Source organism: Atopococcus tabaci DSM 17538 (assembly GCF_000429585.1).
Classification (GTDB): domain Bacteria; phylum Bacillota; class Bacilli; order Lactobacillales; family Carnobacteriaceae_A; genus Atopococcus; species Atopococcus tabaci.
Map to the genome: position 1 here is coordinate 1 of NZ_AUCD01000048.1, position 17,848 is coordinate 17,848.

Below are 17,848 nucleotides of genomic sequence, written 5' to 3' on the forward strand. Positions count from 1 at the left end.
TGGAGCGAATAAGCGGATGAGGGGCGAAGCCCCTCGAGCATTATTCTAAAGGAGGCACTGTGGGCAGATGCCCAAGTGTATCATGACTGTACATTGCTAAAGCAACTACAGTCATGACAAAGTGGACGTCGGGTCTATATTTTGGAGCGCATTTTCGCTGGCCTATTCGGAAATGCAGAAGAGGCTGGGACTTTTGTCCCAGCCTCTCTTCCATAAATTAGGAGTGTTTTCTGTGCATGTGCACAAACCACCGAGTATACAATACAAATGACAGCAATAAGAAGAATGCCGTCAGAGCCATCAACGCATTGGCCGCTCCTGTATTCATATCAGGAAACGCCACTAACAGGACCATAGATCCGTAGAACACCATCGTAGAAACTTTTCCATACCACTTGGCGCCGTCCATCTTTTTATTTTTTCGCAACAAAAGTATATCATTGATAAGAAGGCTCAGCTCTTTCACTAAAAAGATGGCCACAACAATCCACATATACTCCCACGTCACGACCAAACTGAAAGCTACAGCCATTTGAGTCAGTTTATCTGCCACCGGGTCCAACAGTTTCCCGACCTCCGATATTTGACCATATCGTCTGGCAATCACCCCGTCTGCAAAATCCGTCAACCCTGAAACCACCACAATAAGAGAGGAGAGAAGATACCCTTGCTGGTCAGCAGCCGTCAAATACGAGTAGACAAAAAAAGGAATCAATAATATCCGGAATATCGAGAGTAAATTAGGAATCGTCAACCAGCCATTTTTGTTCATATTACAAACCACTCCTTCAAAAAGTCTTATATAACAGAAGAGCTGCTCACCAAACAGGCAGCAGCTCATTATTGATCGAAGTTGCACTTACGTGAAAAGAGAATGAAAATGAATAAACTATTTATTCAGCTACTTAATGGTTGGCTCGCTTTTGAGCTTTTTTGTATAGGGTTTCCTCTTTTTACATTCAATACTTTATCACGAAAGAAGTATAAAAGTAAATATACATGCGTCGCTCTTTCTATTGTAAGAAAAAAGGCTGCGGTCAGCCAACACAGCTTATCCGCAACCTCCTATTCTATTCAGACCAATTGATGAACCCTCTCACGCTGTTTAAAGCAAATACTGCGTACATTACGGACATCTGCGGAACCCCGACACCCAGCCAGATAATAATTCCAATCAAGTTAGTCATCCCCCACAAAATCCAAGAGGATCGTTTCCGTTTGATGATCTGTAAGTACTGAGCCACGATTGCGGTCGAATTGTTCACTGCATCTAAAACGATGAATGCTCCACCCAGTAAATAACTGACTCCACCAAGCAGCACGCCTCCAATCAGGATTGCTGCGATTACGGTCATCCAGTCAGTTCTCTTGTCAGTAATCAAGTTCCCGTCTTGATCCTGGTGTTTGTTCCAAATATCGATTCCGAAAATCTGTGTGGCAAAATAATAAAGAGCCATGATGGCATCTCCGAACAATTTGCTTCGCCAAGACACAATAAGATTGAAGACATTTTGAGTCATATTGAATGGGAAGTTCCATTTTTTCCCGTGTGCTATTCCGATAGTTCCCACCAATCCTAACCAAGAAACAAGGTTGGGTAAGGTGAACCACCCGTTTTGCATGCTGCCGTACGCAGTGAACAATACCATGGCTGCAGTAACCGCGGCATTAAATACTCCTCTGCTTGTTACTTTTCGTTCTACATTTATCATCCCGACACTTCCTTTATATTATGTATTCTATTCCGCTGATTCTCATCCATCAGCAACGTTTAGTAAAAACGCACATTGCAATATGATACCACATTTGTTTCTTAAGTTTCAGATGATTTTTTGGCTGTCCTCCATAGAAAACGTTTTTCTATTTCGACCGACGGCACAAAAAAAGGTTCTGTAATCGGAATCCCCCCATTACAGAACCTTTTTTAATTTATTTTATTATACGGAAGATAAGGGATTTGAACCCTTGCGCGGCGATAAGCCGCCTAACGGTTTTCGAGACCGTCCCCTTCAGCCAGACTTGGGTAATCTTCCAAACTAACCGAAAAAAGTATAACGTAAATTGAGCGTTTTTTCAATATGGTTACCCTTGATTTCGCAAGGAAAAAGAGCCGGAAGCTTGCCCGGCCCTTTAGCGAATTACCTGTATGTTCCTCTGTCTTCATCCAATGATTCATTAGGAATATCCGTTTGTTCTTCTGAACGTTGGCTGTGAGGAGTGTTCTTGTTTTTTATCGGCCGGACATTAATGGTGGATTCGTCGGTTCCCGGTTCCGATTCGTTTGTGAATTTCGGAAGCGGCTCTTCCTCATCTCTCGTCCGCTCTCTATCATTAGCGTCTGTTTGTGAAAGAGACTCGCTGTCAACGTGCGGGTTTCTTCCCGTATCAACGGGCACGTCGCCTCTCGTATTCATCGGATCGCCGTGCAGATCACTGTGCGTAACCGGCGGCACGCGTGGATCTATTCCGAATCCCGGTGGTGTGACATCCATTCCTCCTGAAGCAGAATCGCCTTCTACGTCCGCAGCCCCTGCTTCTCCAGGTTCACTATCTCCATCTACCAACACAACATATCCACCTTCTTGGACGGCAGAGTTATAGGTACGAATGGTCTCTTCGCCTAATCCGAAAGTTAATTCCTCACTAATCGGTTCATTATCTTCTAGAGATACAATTTCCACGTCGTCTAAACGTTGAAGGTTCTCTTGGTTCTTGTTTGATGAAATAACCGTAATGTCGTATCTAGAAAAACCAGATTGTTCTAAAGACTTCACTTGGTCCATGACTTCTTCTATATTGCTGTAAGCTCCCACTGATCGTTTAGCCATATGTGTTCCTCCTTATTATTGCCTGTCTCGTATACAATTTTATCTTAACAAACAAGAAAATTTGGACCAACCATAACGCTTCACATGCATTTTTTATAAATATATACAAAGTACAGGCAAGATATAAAATATGAATAACGGTTGACATTATTCTATTTACAAGGATGTTGCTGATGGAACAGAGCAAACCGCAGCCACTGAAACCAGCAGCACCGAGGAATCTCAAGAAGAAGTTACACAAAACGGAAATGAAACTGCTGAAGAAGCAGCAGCGGACTCTAATGGCGAGAATGATGTTCCAATAGAATTTCAGTCAGCTCTCAATAGAGCTCAATCCTTTTCCGATACGATGCATATGTCTAAATCCGGACTTTATGATCAGCTAACTTCTGAATATGGAGATCAGTTTTCAACTGAAGCGGCCCAATACGCTGTTGATAATGTAGAGGCTGACTGGAAAGAAAATGCTCTGAGGAAAGCAGAAGATTATGCCGAAACAATGCATATGTCTAAAGCAGGCGTATATGATCAACTAACTTCTGAATACGGCGAACAGTTCATTCAAGAAGAAGCTGATTATGCCATCGACAATTTAGAAAAATAATACAACTCTTCCAAATTTAATCATTAAACGAGAGACGGGTGAATCTATACTTAGATTCTACCCGTCTTACAATCTATATGAACTCATATTGCATCACAGCGATGTTTTTCTATCAAACAATATAAGGTCGGAAAATTCAAGTCCCATTCTCACATAATAATTGTTTTTTCAAACTATCGTATGCAAACAAAAAGAAACCTCGAGAAATCGAGGTTTCTTTTTGTTTGGCCTTAGCCAAATCCATTTTACGTCACAGGAGGGATTCGAACCCCCGACCGTTCGCTTAGAAGGCGAATGCTCTATCCTACTGAGCTACTGTGACTTGTTTGTCGCAACATTGATTATTCTATCTAGTTTCCATCAAACTGTCAATAGCTTTTACAAAAAAGATTATATTTTTTGCATATTTTGTTTATTTCTCCTGTTCATTTCCATTAAACACCTGATTTTCCTCCTTTTTTTCACATAGGACAAACGTTTTATAAACAATAGTACGGTTTTAAAATGAATATACATTTACCTTAACAACTACTCCTCCTTCTGCTGCTAGAACACAAAAAAAGCTGCCTCTTTTCGAGACAGCCCCTTTTCCTTTTGTTCATTTAATACCGGTCCAAGTAACTTTCTAATTCCCAAGGGCTAATCTGCATCTGGTAGGCGTTCCATTCCACTTCTTTTTCTTCGATGAAGTTGGTCAAGATATGCGAACCGAGTGCTTCCGTAATGATAGGATCTTTCTGCATCAGATCCATTGCTTCCACTAACGTCGACGGCAACATAGGGATGCCGTTTTCCTCCAAATCACTGTCGTCCATCAGATAAATATTTCTTTCGACAGCTTTCGGCGGCTGCGTTTTGTTGCGGATACCATCCAATCCAGAAGCCAGGATAACGGACAGAGCTAAATATGGATTAGCGGCTGGATCCACACTTCTGACTTCCAAGCGTGTGGACATACCTCTAGACGCCGGCACACGGACCAGCGGCGAACGGTTTCCAGTACTCCAAGCCACATAGACCGGTGCTTCAAATCCGGGGACCAGCCGTTTATAAGAATTAATCAAAGGATTACACACAGCTGTAAATGCACGGGCGTGCTCCAACACCCCGCCTAAAAAGTGATAGGCCGTCTCGCTCAATTGTTTTTCTCCGTCTTCTTGATAGAAGCTGTTTCCTTTTTCTGTAAATAATGAAACATTACAATGCATCCCTGAGCCATTGATGTTGGCAACGGGTTTCGGCATGAACGTAGCGTGCAAGTTGTATTTTCGGGCCACTGTTTTCACAATCAGCTTGAACGTTTGAATATTGTCGCATGCTTCCACTACATCTGCGTATTTCCAGTCGATTTCGTGTTGGCCGGGAGCAGCCTCGTGATGACTGGCTTCAATCTCAAATCCCAACGCTTCCAATTCCAATACAATGTCCCGGCGGCAGTTTTCACCCAAATCGGTTGGCGCCAAGTCGAAGTAATTTCCGGTGTCATTCAATTGACCGGTGCATTCTCCTTCTTCATTCAATTTGAACAAAAAGAACTCAGGTTCAGGTCCCAGGTTAAATTCTGTAAACCCCATTTCTTTCATTTCCTTCACAATCCGTTTCAAGTTATTTCGGGGATCGCCTGCGAAAGGAGTACCGTCCGGATTATAAACATCACAAATCAAACGGGCGATTTTCCCGCCGTTAAACGATTCGACTTCCCATGGAAAAATTAACCACGTAGACAAATCAGGATGCAGGTACATGTCACTTTCTTCGATACGAACAAATCCTTCAATGGAAGATCCATCAAACATCATCTTGTTGTCCAAGACTTTATCCAACTGGCTGATAGGCACTTCCACATTTTTTATTGTTCCAAGAATGTCCGTAAACATTAAGCGTAAAAAGCGGACGTTTTCTTTCTCGACTTGCTCTCTGATTGTTTCTTTTGTATAAGTTTTCATGGGCACCTCTCCTCAATTAGCATGTAAATAGAACTATACCAATTCAACAAAAAATATAATTCTTCAAAAACACTTCTAAATAATACCAGTACCACAATGACGTGTCAACGCTTTTACTCCGTTCTTTCATGTATACCATTATCGGTTAAACCGACAAAAAAATCTGCAGAGGATATCTCCTCTGCAGCAGTTTATTCAACTTAACGATTTATTTTTAATATAAACTCAAATATTTGTCCTGTTCCCATTTGGATACGTACTTACGATAATCTTCCCATTCGGCGCGCTTCAGCGACATGAAACGGTTGTATATGTGATCGCCTAATCCCGCTTTGACTATTTCATCTTCTGACAAATAATCCAAAGCTTGATTCAATGTCGCCGGCAAGGAGCTGATGTCATCCTCTTTACGCTCTTTAGAAGACATTTTGTAAATGTCGCGGTTTACAGGCTCAGGCGCTGTTTTCGCCTTGTCAATTCCGTTTAATCCTGCTTTTAAAAGCACGGTCAGTGCCAAGTACGGGTTGGCGGATGGATCGACACTACGCAGTTCAATCCGCGTGGAATTGCCTCGAGAAGCCGGTACGCGTACCAAAGGCGAGCGATTGGTTCCGCTCCAAGCAACATACACCGGCGCTTCAAATCCGGGTGTCAGGCGTTTGTAGGAATTCACTGTCGGGTTACAGATTGCAGTGTAGCCTTTTGCATGGTCTAATATGCCGCCCATGAATTGGTAAGCCGTATTGCTGAGGCCCTCTTCGTCGGATGGGTCATAAAAGACATTGCCTTCGTCATTAAACAAAGACATGTTGAAATGCATGCCGGATCCGGCAATGTTCTGAACAGGTTTTGGCATAAACGTTGCGTGGAGCCCGTGTTGACGGGCAATGGTTTTTACGATGACTTTGAATGTTTGGATGTTGTCACAAGCGGTGATGGCGTCGGCGTATTTCCAGTCGATTTCGTGTTGCCCTGGAGCATTCTCGTGGTGACTAGCTTCGATTTCAAATCCAAGCGCCTCCAATTCCAACACGATATCCCGCCGGCAGTTTTCGCCCAAATCTGTCGGTGCAAAATCGAAATAACCGCCTTCGTCGTTCAATTCACGAGTTGGTTGGCCATCTTCATTCAACTTAAACAAAAAGAATTCCGGTTCCGGTCCAAGATTGAAGGTGGAGAAACCTTTGCCTTCCATTTCTTTCAATACTCGTTTTAAGTTGCTGCGCGGATCCCCTTCAAAAGGAGTACCGTCTGTATTGTATACATCACAGATAAAGCGGGCAACTTTTCCTTTGCCGTTGTCCAATGTCCACGGAAAAATCAACCACGTGTTCATATCTGGGTACAGAAGCATATCGCTTTGCTCAATACCGACAAACCCGTCGATGGAGGAACCATCGAATCCCATTTGGTTGTCCAACACTTTATCCAATTGGCTGATCGGCACTTCCACATTTTTTACGATTCCTAAAATATCGGTAAACATCAATCGCAAGAAACGCACATTTTCTTGTTCCGCTTGTCGTTTAATTTCTTCCCTTGTCAGTGACTTCATTGTATTGTCTTTTTTCCTCCTCTTTCATACTTCTCTTTCACAGTAGCGGATTTTGATTTAAAAAGTCAAACAGGACGCTCTTTTTCAAAAGAGCGTCCTGTAGATGTTTAGTCGAAATACAATTCTTTTGCCGCAAAAGCGACTGCCAGCTTGACGTGTTCGTATGTCAACCCGCCTTGAAGGAACAAGGTGTAAGGTGCCCGAATCGGCCCGTCCGCCGAGAGTTCGCTTGTCGCGCCCTGCACGAAGGCTCCAGCGGCCATGATTACATCGTCTTCGTATCCCGGCATATAGCTCGGAATCGGAGTGACATGAGCATCAACCGGTGAGTACTTTTGAACAGTTTGCACAAAGCGGACCATGTCCTCTTGATTTCCCAGTGAAATAGACTGAATCAAATCTGTCCGTTTTTCGTCCCATGTGGGAGACACGGCCACATTCAGCCGTGCCAGGAGCGCAGACGCAAATACGGCACCCTTCAGCGCTTCTCCCACCACGTGCGGTGCAAGGAAGAACCCTTGGTACATCTCTCTTAGCGTATCAAGGGTGGCACCGGCTTCGCGGCCTACTCCCGGACTGGTTAAACGATACGCGCAAGCTTCCACTAAATCTTCACGCCCGACGATGTACCCGCCGTTTTGAGCGATTCCTCCCCCCGCATTTTTAATCAATGAGCCCGCCATCAAGTCGGCGCCCACTTCTGTCGGTTCTTTTTCTTCCACAAACTCCCCGTAACAATTGTCTACAAAGACAACCGCATCAGGTTTCATCGCTTTGACTTTTTTGATCATCATTTCAATCTGGTCAATTGTAAAAGATTTGCGCGAAGAATATCCCCGAGACCGTTGAATGGCAAACATTTTCGTCTTCTCCGTCACATGTTTTTCGACTTCTTCAAAGTCTACGCCGCCATTTTCTTTGAGCGGCACATGTTTGTACCCCATTTGGTATTCTTTCAACGACCCTACGCCGTTTCCGGACTCCCCAACCACTTCTTGCAGTGTGTCGTATGGCTCGCCGGTGATATAGAGCAAATCATCCCCCGGACGCAGCACACCGAATAAGGCGGTGGAGATGGCATGCGTACCCGAGATGATCTGTGTACGAACCAATCCCGCTTCCGCACCAAAAACATCCGCAAATATGTCGTCCAACGTATCGCGGCCCATGTCGTTGTACCCATACCCATTTGTGCCATGCAGGTGCTGTTCTGACACTTGATGTGTCCGGTAACTGGTCAGCACTTTGTTTTGATGGAACAAAGCCATCTCGTGGATTTTTCGATGAATCGGATCGATTTGTTTCTCCACTTCATTGATTGCATCGCTCAGTTCTTTGCCAAATAACTTATCCAAACTCATTCTTTGCTTTTCTCTCCATTCCAACGCGAGTGTTCAGTTGTGTATCCTTCGACTAAATAAATTCCTGTTTCTTCATCGTATGTCTGGCGTTCCAGTAACGTTTCTTGACGCAAACGCACCAATTTCCCGCCTTCCGATGCAGGAATTTTCATGCGGTAAGGAACCATGATTTCTTTCATCTTTTTCAAAATTTCCTGCAGCAGACGCTGGATGTCTTCTTCGTCTCGTGCAGAAATCACCACATTTGGATAGAGACTTGGATAGAAATTCCCTTCCACCAAATCTTTTTTATTATAAACAGTCAAACGCGGAATGCTGTCCATTTCCAGTTCTTCCAGTAATTGAATGACTGTTTCTTCGTTTCCGCTTAAGTTTTCAGCTGAGGCATCAATCACATGCAGCAGCAAATCGACTTCACGGGTTTCTTCCAACGTGGATTGAAACGCCTCGATCAACTGCGTCGGCAAATCTTGGATGAATCCAACGGTATCCGTCAAAGTCACCTGCATTCCGGTCGGCAGTTCCAATTTTCTTGTCAATGGGTCCAGCGTGGCAAACAACTGATCTTCTTCGTAAGTCCCTGCTTCTGTCAATGCATTGAGCAATGTCGATTTCCCAGCATTCGTATACCCGATTAACCCAATCTGAAATACTCCGCCTGATTTGCGTTGTTGACGGCTGCGCTCACGGTGAGCTTCTGTTTTTTTCAATTCCCTCTTGATATCCGTGACTTGGCGCTGGATGTACCGACGGTCGGTTTCCAACTTAGTTTCCCCGGGCCCTCGTGTCCCGATTCCACCCCCAAGCCGCGAAAGGTTGATTCCCTGCCCGGACAATCTCGGCAGCAAATACTCCAACTGTGCGAGTTGCACCTGCAAGCGGCCTTCCTTGCTTTGTGCACGCATGGCAAAAATATCTAAAATCAGTTGCACTCGGTCAATGACCTTCACTTCAATGCTGTCTTGAATGTTCCGGACTTGGCTCGGCGACAACTCCTGGTTGAAGATGATGGTGGTCGCTTCAAGCTCTTCAGCCAAGTGAACCAATTCGTTCAACTTTCCTTTCCCTAAAAAGGTACGGGAATCGACTCGTTCTCTTTTTTGGAGAATCTCGCCTACCACTTCGCCGCCCGCATTCACAGCCAGCTGCGCCAACTCATCCATCGAATAACGAAAGGACTGATCGTTTTCTTTCGTCTGTACACCCACCACGATGACTCTTTCATATTTCGTTTGATTTTCCATGATTCCACCCCTTTATTCATTTCGTTTGCAGAAAGTTTTTCACTTCTTCCATCAATTCCGCTTCCGACTCCGGCCGCTGGACCAAGTCCCACCACGAAACCGACTCAAAACGGTTGCGGAACCAGGTTAATTGACGCTTGGCGTAACGTCGGGAGTTTTGTTTGATTTGTTCCACCGCTTCTTCCAGAGAAACCCGGCCTTCAAAGTACGGGAACAACTCTTTGTAGCCGATTCCTTTGGCCGATTGAGCACCTGGCTCCACCTGTTTTAAAAGCCACTTCGCTTCTTCCAGCAAGCCAGCTTCCATCATCAGGTCCACCCGGTGGTTGATTCGTTCATACAACAATGTCCGATCGGTCGTTAGACCTATGATTTGGGCGTCATAAAACGGTTCTTTTGTTTTTTTCTCATCCTGCAGCGACGAGTATGGCTTTCCGGTCTCGTGAATCACTTCTAAGGCCCGTATAATTCTTCTACGGTTGTTTTCATGGATGGCCTCTGCCGCTTTCGGATCCAGCCGATAGAGCTTTTCCCATATAGAACGATTTCCTTTTTCGTCTGCCAAACGGTTTTGTTCTTCACGAAAAGCCGGGTTTTGCGGACTCTCCCCTCCGTGCGAGACATTATACAGCAACGACTCGATATAGAGTCCGGTACCGCCCACAATGACAGGCACTTTGCCACGGAAGCAGATGTCTTGTATCCGCTGTTGTGCTTCCCTCTGAAAATCCGCCACGGAATACGGTTCGTGAACGCTGATTTCATCGATTAAATGATGTGGGATTCTCTGCATTTCTTCTTTCGTGACTTTTGCGGTTCCGATGTCCAATCCTTTGTAAATCTGCATCGAGTCGCCGCTAATCACTTCTCCATTCAATTGTTTTGCGATATCGACTCCCAGACGGGTTTTTCCTACCGCAGTTGGGCCGACGATGACAACGATTTTCGGTTTCACTCTTTTCCTCCATTAATCCATTTAATACTTTTCTCTGACTTCCAATGCCTTTTCAGGGAAGTCTGTAATAATTGCTTCCACTGACATACGAAAACATTGCTTCATTTCTCTCTCTTTGTTTACTGTCCATACGCGCAGGGGCATTTTATTCAGCCGTGGCACAGACGCTCGTTTGAGCCACGTAATTTTTGGGTGCCAGGCAGACAATGGATAACGTCCCACATGTGTTTTTTCTTCTCCGAGCCTTCGAAACAACAAAGCTGCAGAAAAATCAGGCGCCTTCTCCAACAAACGCTGAAGTGTCGCTTCGTTAAAACTGGAAAATACCAGATCAAACGGCCATTCCTCAGAGCGGACAAGCTCAACCACTTTCTCTTCTATTCCTTCGTACGCATATCTATCTGTTTTCAACTCGACATTCACTGACCCATGGAACACTTCTTTTGTCAGTGTCTCGAAGACTTCTTTCAATGTCGGAAGCCGCGTATCGGAATAACCGGGGTTGAACCAAGAGCCTGCATCCAGCTGCTTGAGTTCACTCAAGGCCAATTGAGAAACAAGGCCCTTTCCGTTTGTCGTTCGATCCACCGTTTCGTCGTGGATGACAACCAATTGCCTATCCTTTGACAACTGGACATCAAGTTCAATGCCGTCCGCTCCCACTTTTATCGCGTGAAGAAAAGCGGGAAGTGTATTTTCCGGGTGGGCTCCTTTGCTCCCACGATGGGCGATGATCTGTGTCCGCAACGTGTACGCCCCCTTTTCTTGTCCATTATAGCATAGATAAGAAGCCCTCAATACCATTGGACATTGAATCTTCCTGGTCAACTTCCGCTTTACAAACGGAACAAACGTTCGTATAATGGATACAAGGATGTGATGGAGATGATTCGGATTGATTACTCCCAAGAACCCAGACGGGACGTTCTGTGCATTGATGTGAAATCTTTTTTCGCCTCTGTTGAAGCGGCTTCCAGAGGTCTTCATCCGTTAAAAGCCTATATCGTTGTCATGAGCAAACCCGATATCGCGGGCGGCCTTGTCTTAGCTGCCTCACCGCGTGTGAAAAGCGAATACGGCATCAAAACAGGTTCGCGCCGATTTGAAATACCGAAAAACTCCCGCATCCAAATTGTTGAACCGCGCATGGGTTTATACGTCAAAACCAATTTGCGCATCATTGAAGTGTTCAAACAATTCGTGTCGGAAAACGACTTACATATATACAGCATCGACGAATCTTTTTTAGACGTGACCGCCTCCCGCACATTGTTCGGTTCTGCGGATGAAATCGCTAAAAAAATCCAGCAGACTATCTGGGATCGTTACCGGCTGATCGTTTCTGTGGGAATCGGCGACAATCCTTTATTGGCCAAATTGGCCTTGGATAACGAGGCCAAGCACTGTGCTGCCACCCGTTACACCGCTGAATGGCGGTACGAAGACGTACCGCACACCGTTTGGAATATTCACCCGCTGACCAATATGTGGGGAATCGGCGAACGCACAGCACGCAATCTCCAACGCCTGGGGATCCATACAGTACGCCAGCTCGCCCAGTATGATGTTAAAAAACTCAAAAGCAGCCACGGTGTAATCGGCGAGCAATTGTTTTATCACGCGCACGGAATCGACCAAAGCATCATTTCAGAAAAATACACACCTGTTTCCACTTCGTATGGAAAAAGCCAAGTGTTGAACCGCGATTATGTCATTCAAGAAGAAACAGAAGTGGTCATCCAAGAGATGGCCGATCAAGTGGCGGCACGTTTGAGGGAACACCACGCAGAATGCGGCCTGGTGCATGTGTCGATCGGTTATTCCCGAGATGTGGGCGGATCCGGGTTTAGTCGGCAAATGACTGTTTATCCAACAAATTCGTCCAAAAAAATTATCGAAGTATGTCTGCATCTCTTCCGCACCCACTACACCGGTCTGCCTGTCCGCACAGTAGCTGTGCAATGCGGAAAAGTCCAGCACCGTACAAGTTGGCAGTTGGACTTATTTGAAGAAGCAGAAAAAACCATCAGCCAAGAGAAGTTGGAACACGTGATGGATCAGGTGCGTTCCCGCTACGGGTATACGTCCTTGGTTCACGCAAGCAGCTTAACTCGAGGCGGAACAGCGGTTAATCGAAGCGGTTTAATCGGAGGACATAAAAAATGAGGTGATAAAGATGAATACAATCGTCATGACCGGAAAAGTGGTTTCGGAGGAAGTGAAAGTGTTGACCACCAACAGAGGCGTTCCTCTTTGCCGCTTTACATTGGAAAGCGACGGACAACGCTATTCGTGTTTGATTACAGGAAAACACGCCTACACTTTCTTATATGAAGTGGAGAGCGGCTCAACCGTGTATATCAGCGCCCGGGTCAATGACCGTAAACAGTTGGTTGTTCTCCGTTACCGATTGCTGAGAAAGCCGAACCATTTCGGAAAAGTCTATGATTACAAAGGACATCCCCTCCCTCATAAAAAGACCTCATCATTTTGACACAGAGGCAAAACACAAAAACACACAGCCTGCGCTGTGTGTTTTTTAACGTTCATCATATTATTTGTCCCGCTTGATTTTTCCGTCCCAGCTCTCATAGCCGTCTTTCAAACGGTAAATATCGGTAAACCCTTCTTTTTTAAGAAGCAAAGAAGCTCTGCGGCTCAATGTGCGGCGTTCATCGTAGAGATAAACAGGCTGGTCTCTTCGAATTTCCCCTAAACGCTGTTTCATCTGAATGTAAGGAATGTTGCGCGCACCTAAAATATGCCCCGCTGCAAATTCATCTTTTTCCCGTACATCGATCACTTGCACTTTCCGCATGTTTTGCTTAAACTCTTCCGAGGTCAAATCTTGAGCGGCATTTTTTCTACGGAAATATTGGATGATTTCATAAATTCCCCAGGCAGCCAGCGCACCCCATATGATGATATTTAAAACAGTAGTTGTATCCAAAAGCGGTTCCCCTTTCTTTGACTCTACGCTATATTATTTTACACAATTAAACTGTGATTTTCCAGCCCGTTTCCGACTTCGTCCACGGAAACCAGAGATGACTGATTTTCATTCCCATTTAGAATGATTGGTTCCCGCTTTGCAGGAGAGGTTGAATGGTTTGTTTATCCAAGTTGATGACATATTCATACTGCCAACCATAGAGGGTGTATTCTTGATTGTTTGAAACAGAGATAGGAGCACTGTCCGGCAAATCCATTACCGGGCGAGCCGTGTGGTTCTCAAAATCAAGACGCGAAAGCACATATTCTCCCACTTCCGATTCCAACGTCGTCCGTTCTTTTGGAAGCACGCCATAGATGGCGCCGTTCCGCTTGCCTTGTGACAAGTAAGGGAACACCAGGCGTTCATTCATCGTCACTTTCGGCACCGTCATATAGCCTTTGTCCACCATAAACGGATACTGAAAACTCAACAACAACTCATCTTCATTGAAATCAGAAGGCGTCATTGCCACAAAGGAGTCTTCGTGCAAATAAAACTCGGATACTTGCGAGTTGATCAAGAGTTCTTCGCCCGTTCGTATGTCCCCGATGTACAAGGCCCCTTCTTCCAAAGTGTCATCCTCGTTATGGTCAACGAACAAGTACAGGTTCGAAGAATACCATCTTGTACCCAAGGAAGAAGTCTCCAAACGGACCACCTCATTGGTTGCAAGATCCCACATTTTCAATACTGTTTTTTCCTGGTAATCGACAAACTCGGGATAAGAGATAAAGAGGAGATTGTCGTCTTCGGGATTCCAATCCATTCCCACGTAACTGGAAGCCCCCACCTCTTGTGTCTGCAGTACGGTTCCTTCCAAATCAATGACCTGTACTTTAGAAGTTGTGCCGTCTATCATTTGCAAAGCAATTTTGTCTGCATCGTCTGATAATTCCACCGACAAAATATACGCCGGCAGACTGTAAATCACGTCCATTTCACCTGTATGTAGGTCGTACACAGCCAACTGATCTTCCTCGGTATTTCCTAAATGCACCAAAATGTCTTCCCCGCTTACCCAACCAATGACTTTTCGAAATTCCTCATAAGGAATCTGCAATTGATGGATGACCGGTTCTTTTTCTGCTTGAGATGTATCGTTGTCAGGAGTTTGTTGCTTTTGGCACGCTGTTAAGAGCAATAAAAGAAAGAGACCGATTGTGCATATTCGTTTGTTTGACATCTGTCTTTTTTTCACTTCATCCACCAACTTTATTGAAATAACCATTTCTCTCAAAATAACAGTATACCACAACATAGCTCCGCAACTGAAAAAAAGCATTGTCTCCTGACAGACAGAGACAATGCTCCAAAACCAACGCGCTATCCAATCAGCAGTTTCGGTCACTCAACTTTGGGAACGGACGATGTTTTCAATCACCAAAGAGCTGGCACCGATGACGCCTGCATCATTCCCCAACTTCGCCAGACGAATTTTCGTACTGTTACGAACAGTAGGATACGTGAATTTCTCAAAGTAATTCCGTACGCGTTCCGCCAAAAATTCTCCGGCTTTTGAAACTCCTCCGCCCAAAACAATCGTGGACGGATTAAGCAGGTTCCCGATATTTCCGCATGCCAAACCTAAGTAAAAGGTCACTTTATCGACAACCAACAACGCAAATCGATCACCTTGTTGGGACAGGTCGAACACGTCTTTGGATGTAATCAGCTCTCCGTCGTCAATCATGGATTTCAACTGGGAGTCGCCGGCGAATTCATCTGCCATGTCGCGCGCAAGCCGCACCACTCCTGTGGCACTGGCCACTGTCTCCAAGCACCCTTTCTTGCCGCACGTACAATCGTACCCGTTCGGCTCAACGGTAATGTGCCCTACCTCTCCTGCTGCCCCGGCTGTGCCGTGCAACAAGTTACCTTCTGCAATCACGCCTCCGCCGACGCCTGTTCCCAATGTCAGGAAAACGACATTCGGTTCATTGTTTCCCGCTCCGACCCATTGTTCGCCCAAAGCAGCTACGTTTGCATCGTTGTCGATGACAAACGGCATCCCCGTTCCTTTTTCAATCTCGTCTTTGACATGTTGAACAGTCTTCCAGTTGAGGTTATATGCCCCAACAACCGTTCCCTTCTCCAGATCAATAGATCCAGGTGAGCCCATCCCAATGCCGTGAAAATGTTCAGGGGTTAAATTGTACATCTCTAAATGTTCATTGATGGAACGAATGATGGTTGGAACAATTTTAGAGCCTTCTTCTGTAATATCCGTCAGTTCACTCCACTTTGTTTGTATTTCTCCTCTTTCAGTTAAAACAGCAAACTTGATTGTGGTGCCGCCTAAATCAATACCGATGATTTTCTTTTCCATGTCTCCGCCTCCGTCTCGAATAAATGATAAGTTACCACCAAATGTAATTGCCAACTCCTATAACAATCAACACAATCAGCAATCCAATATACAGCAAACCGAATACCGCGCGTCTTTGTGTCAGCTTAAACCGGACTACCGGCGTTGTCAGCACATAAGACAGAAGGTATCCTCCTGCCAGCCCCCCCATATGCCCTGCCAAATCGACTTGCGTACTGAATAACCCGAACAGCAGATTCAACAGGATCAATAGCGAGAAGTTGCGTGACATAATTTGGATGGCCGGGTTTCCTCTATACAGCTTTGCCAGCACCAGCGTGGAACCAAACAGCCCAAACAACGCGGTGCTCGCCCCTGCTGAAACGGACTCGCTAAAAGCAAAACTGGCCGCATTTCCAGCGATTCCACCGAAAAAGTACAGCACGAAGTAACGCCAATGCCCAAAGACCGCTTCCAACTGTGCGCCTAAATAATACAAAATAACGGAATTCATAATCAAATGAACCACTCCGATATGAAGAAACATCGGTGTGATAAGACGCCACCATTGTCCCAACACGATCAAAGGATTGAACTTAGCTCCGTATCGGACAAGAGTTTCAATACTTGTGCTGCCTCCGTCGAGTGTCATTAACAGGAAAGCAACGATTTGCATCGCTAAAAATAAATACGTAACTAAGGGCTTTCGTAAAGCACGCCTGATTTTCATTTGAGTTTGGTAATCCACTGACACAATTCCTTTCCGCATCCAGAATTCGAATAATTTTCCTTGCCCTTTAAAAAGTATACCATATCTCAACATTGTTTACGTTAACATTTTTCTGAATCAGACGTCCAGTCCGGCTCAAAAACAAAAAAAACCAGCCTTTGACAGACTGGCCGGTTTCTCCATACTTATTCCATGTTCCCAAGTTCTTCCTTAAACTTTTGAGCTTCCTTTAAGTTATGGTTTTTTCTTTCCTTGTCTTCTGCCTCGTCATCAGTTGCGTGAGGATCGGTGACAGGGTCCTCTGGTGATTGATAATCGGTCACTAAGACAACATGCTTTGGATTGATAAACAACTTTTTTCCGCCCGCCGAATCAAATGCTTGAAGTTCTTCTTTCAATTCCCCACCTGTTCCAGTTAATGCATCCACTACGTTTTCTACATTTTCAGCCAACTGGTACGATTGACCGTCGGATAAAAAAATTTCGGAATGTGTAGCCATACACTCACTCCTATTCCTATATTTTACTTCTTAGCTCCAGTTTAAAGGAATATGTTCTGGAAGCAACTAAAACGTCTTTGTTTCACACCGTCCCTTTCTTCAACAAACATATAAGACAAGGGTTTTGCGCTTATAGTTGTGTTATGCAATTAATTTAGTTGCTCAATACAATTAACCAACTAAAAGAAAAAACCAGCCATCGAAATGACCGGTTTTTTAAAGGGGTTATTTTGTTTCACGGTGCAAAGTCACACGTCTTTCACGTGGGCAATATTTTTTCACTTCCAAACGATCTGGGTTGTTACGTTTGTTTTTCTTAGTGATGTAATTGCGTTCTTTGCAGTCTGTGCATTCAAGAGTAATATTCACGCGCATGTTTTTTCCTCCAAACGAATACAATATTGAAGACTTCTAACGTCGCCTTCTAACTCTAACATAATACCACGTTTTTATTCTCTTCACCAGTATTTTTTATTTATTCGTAAAGTTTTTTTGCTTTCTTGAGTTGTAAAGTTAAATGCAACACTTTCTGTTACATGATTCGATGAACTTAAATCTCTTTACTTCTTCCCCTAGGGGAAGAGAAATTTTAAATACTACATTGTAGAAAATACTCTTCTGATGAACGTAACCCTATCACTTCTCTAATCCTTCTATTGATTGCCTGAGCGGCTTGATAGATATCCATTTCTGAAAAAAGATGGATGGATTTTCCTTTAGGGATGAATTCCCTCAATAGTTTATTGAAGTTTTCGTTTGAGCCCCGTTCCCAGGATGCGTAGGCATGACAAAAATATACGTCTGTATTGAGTTCAGACATTAAGG

General features: G+C 44.6%; 19 protein-coding genes and 2 tRNA genes. 3 read left to right on the forward strand and 18 right to left on the reverse strand.

Translation table 11 applies throughout. The features are described from left to right. Positions 1-217: 217 nt before the first annotated feature. From G470_RS0107860 to G470_RS0107880, 4 genes are all read right to left on the reverse strand, one after another. Positions 218-772, reverse strand: a complete 555-nt coding sequence (locus G470_RS0107860; protein WP_028274356.1) for a CDP-alcohol phosphatidyltransferase family protein — start codon at positions 770-772, stop codon at positions 218-220. A gap of 298 nt (positions 773-1,070) precedes the next feature. Next, positions 1,071-1,712, reverse strand: a complete 642-nt coding sequence (gene pnuC, locus G470_RS13090; protein ID WP_240470661.1) for a nicotinamide riboside transporter PnuC — start codon at positions 1,710-1,712, stop codon at positions 1,071-1,073. A gap of 230 nt (positions 1,713-1,942) precedes the next feature. Next, positions 1,943-2,033 (reverse strand) — tRNA-Ser (locus G470_RS0107875). Positions 2,034-2,138: 105 nt separating this feature from the next. Then, entirely contained in the window at positions 2,139-2,828 is a 690-nt protein-coding gene (locus G470_RS0107880; RefSeq protein ID WP_028274358.1) for a general stress protein, read from the reverse strand. A 301-nt stretch (positions 2,829-3,129) separates the two neighbouring features. Here G470_RS0107880 and G470_RS14705 point away from each other — a divergent pair, with 301 nt between their 5' ends. Further along, positions 3,130-3,432 carry an Ltp family lipoprotein gene (locus tag G470_RS14705; RefSeq protein ID WP_276202783.1) on the forward strand — a complete coding sequence of 101 codons (303 nt, stop codon included), beginning with the start codon at positions 3,130-3,132 and terminating at the stop codon, positions 3,430-3,432. 248 nt (positions 3,433-3,680) lie between these two features. On the opposite strand, the gene G470_RS0107890 is transcribed toward G470_RS14705, so the two are convergent. The 7 genes from G470_RS0107890 to G470_RS0107920 form a co-directional block, all read right to left on the reverse strand. Continuing rightward, positions 3,681-3,754: transfer RNA gene (locus G470_RS0107890), tRNA-Arg, on the reverse strand. 280 nt (positions 3,755-4,034) lie between these two features. Continuing rightward, positions 4,035-5,378 carry a type I glutamate--ammonia ligase gene (gene glnA, locus G470_RS0107895; protein ID WP_035445343.1) on the reverse strand — a complete coding sequence of 448 codons (1,344 nt, stop codon included), beginning with the start codon at positions 5,376-5,378 and terminating at the stop codon, positions 4,035-4,037. A 214-nt stretch (positions 5,379-5,592) separates the two neighbouring features. After that, the gene (locus G470_RS0107900; RefSeq protein WP_028274360.1) at positions 5,593-6,933 is read right to left on the reverse strand and encodes a glutamine synthetase family protein; all 1,341 of its coding nucleotides are present in this window, start codon (positions 6,931-6,933) and stop codon (positions 5,593-5,595) included. A 107-nt stretch (positions 6,934-7,040) separates the two neighbouring features. Next, positions 7,041-8,294 carry a methionine gamma-lyase family protein gene (locus G470_RS0107905; RefSeq protein ID WP_028274361.1) on the reverse strand — a complete coding sequence of 418 codons (1,254 nt, stop codon included), beginning with the start codon at positions 8,292-8,294 and terminating at the stop codon, positions 7,041-7,043. Next, positions 8,291-9,538 (reverse strand): GTPase HflX, encoded by a 1,248-nt coding sequence (gene hflX, locus G470_RS0107910; protein WP_028274362.1) that lies wholly within the window; start codon positions 9,536-9,538, stop codon positions 8,291-8,293. Before hflX ends, G470_RS0107905 begins: the two co-directional genes overlap by 4 nt. A gap of 16 nt (positions 9,539-9,554) precedes the next feature. Further along, positions 9,555-10,493: a tRNA (adenosine(37)-N6)-dimethylallyltransferase MiaA gene (gene miaA / locus G470_RS0107915; RefSeq protein WP_028274363.1), complete on the reverse strand. Its 939-nt coding sequence runs from the start codon at positions 10,491-10,493 to the stop codon at positions 9,555-9,557. 21 nt (positions 10,494-10,514) lie between these two features. Beyond that, on the reverse strand, positions 10,515-11,240 hold the full coding sequence (locus G470_RS0107920; RefSeq protein ID WP_028274364.1) for a glycerophosphodiester phosphodiesterase: 726 nt from the start codon (positions 11,238-11,240) through the stop codon (positions 10,515-10,517). A gap of 138 nt (positions 11,241-11,378) precedes the next feature. Here G470_RS0107920 and G470_RS0107925 point away from each other — a divergent pair, with 138 nt between their 5' ends. Both G470_RS0107925 and G470_RS0107930 read left to right on the forward strand, forming a co-directional pair. Further along, on the forward strand, positions 11,379-12,659 hold the full coding sequence (locus G470_RS0107925) for a Y-family DNA polymerase (RefSeq protein ID WP_084172143.1): 1,281 nt from the start codon (positions 11,379-11,381) through the stop codon (positions 12,657-12,659). Positions 12,660-12,669: 10 nt separating this feature from the next. Beyond that, entirely contained in the window at positions 12,670-12,987 is a 318-nt protein-coding gene (locus tag G470_RS0107930; protein WP_028274366.1) for a hypothetical protein, read from the forward strand. Between the two features lie 60 nt (positions 12,988-13,047). On the opposite strand, the gene G470_RS0107935 is transcribed toward G470_RS0107930, so the two are convergent. From G470_RS0107935 to G470_RS14115, 7 genes are all read right to left on the reverse strand, one after another. After that, entirely contained in the window at positions 13,048-13,443 is a 396-nt protein-coding gene (locus tag G470_RS0107935; RefSeq protein ID WP_028274367.1) for a rhodanese-like domain-containing protein, read from the reverse strand. 118 nt (positions 13,444-13,561) lie between these two features. Then, complete coding sequence (locus G470_RS0107940) at positions 13,562-14,686, reverse strand: YncE family protein (protein WP_156908010.1); 1,125 nt, start codon at positions 14,684-14,686, stop codon at positions 13,562-13,564. Between the two features lie 150 nt (positions 14,687-14,836). Then, on the reverse strand, positions 14,837-15,814 hold the full coding sequence (locus G470_RS0107945) for an ROK family glucokinase (RefSeq protein ID WP_028274369.1): 978 nt from the start codon (positions 15,812-15,814) through the stop codon (positions 14,837-14,839). A gap of 31 nt (positions 15,815-15,845) precedes the next feature. Then, the gene (locus G470_RS0107950) at positions 15,846-16,541 is read right to left on the reverse strand and encodes a rhomboid family intramembrane serine protease (protein ID WP_028274370.1); all 696 of its coding nucleotides are present in this window, start codon (positions 16,539-16,541) and stop codon (positions 15,846-15,848) included. A 167-nt stretch (positions 16,542-16,708) separates the two neighbouring features. After that, a complete protein-coding gene (locus tag G470_RS0107955; RefSeq protein ID WP_028274371.1) occupies positions 16,709-17,023 on the reverse strand; it encodes a hypothetical protein in 315 nt (104 codons plus the stop codon). A 225-nt stretch (positions 17,024-17,248) separates the two neighbouring features. Beyond that, positions 17,249-17,398, reverse strand: a complete 150-nt coding sequence (gene rpmG / locus G470_RS0107960; protein WP_028274372.1) for a 50S ribosomal protein L33 — start codon at positions 17,396-17,398, stop codon at positions 17,249-17,251. Between the two features lie 214 nt (positions 17,399-17,612). Beyond that, positions 17,613-17,848: hypothetical protein (locus G470_RS14115; protein WP_028274373.1), on the reverse strand; the 236-nt coding region annotated here is incomplete at its 5' end.

Coding starts and splice junctions, on each gene's coding strand:
- G470_RS0107945 (WP_028274369.1), bottom strand. CDS start 15,814: ATGGAAAAGAAAATCATCGGTATTGATTTAGGCGGCACCACAATCAAG.
- rpmG (WP_028274372.1), bottom strand. CDS start 17,398: ATGCGCGTGAATATTACTCTTGAATGCACAGACTGCAAAGAACGCAAT.
- hflX (WP_028274362.1), bottom strand. CDS start 9,538: ATGGAAAATCAAACGAAATATGAAAGAGTCATCGTGGTGGGTGTACAG.
- pnuC (WP_240470661.1), bottom strand. CDS start 1,712: ATGATAAATGTAGAACGAAAAGTAACAAGCAGAGGAGTATTTAATGCC.
- G470_RS0107900 (WP_028274360.1), bottom strand. CDS start 6,933: ATGAAGTCACTGACAAGGGAAGAAATTAAACGACAAGCGGAACAAGAA.
- G470_RS0107955 (WP_028274371.1), bottom strand. CDS start 17,023: ATGGCTACACATTCCGAAATTTTTTTATCCGACGGTCAATCGTACCAG.
- G470_RS0107880 (WP_028274358.1), bottom strand. CDS start 2,828: ATGGCTAAACGATCAGTGGGAGCTTACAGCAATATAGAAGAAGTCATG.
- G470_RS0107860 (WP_028274356.1), bottom strand. CDS start 772: ATGAACAAAAATGGCTGGTTGACGATTCCTAATTTACTCTCGATATTC.
- G470_RS0107930 (WP_028274366.1), top strand. CDS start 12,670: ATGAATACAATCGTCATGACCGGAAAAGTGGTTTCGGAGGAAGTGAAA.
- G470_RS0107905 (WP_028274361.1), bottom strand. CDS start 8,294: ATGAGTTTGGATAAGTTATTTGGCAAAGAACTGAGCGATGCAATCAAT.
- G470_RS0107925 (WP_084172143.1), top strand. CDS start 11,379: ATGATTCGGATTGATTACTCCCAAGAACCCAGACGGGACGTTCTGTGC.
- glnA (WP_035445343.1), bottom strand. CDS start 5,378: ATGAAAACTTATACAAAAGAAACAATCAGAGAGCAAGTCGAGAAAGAA.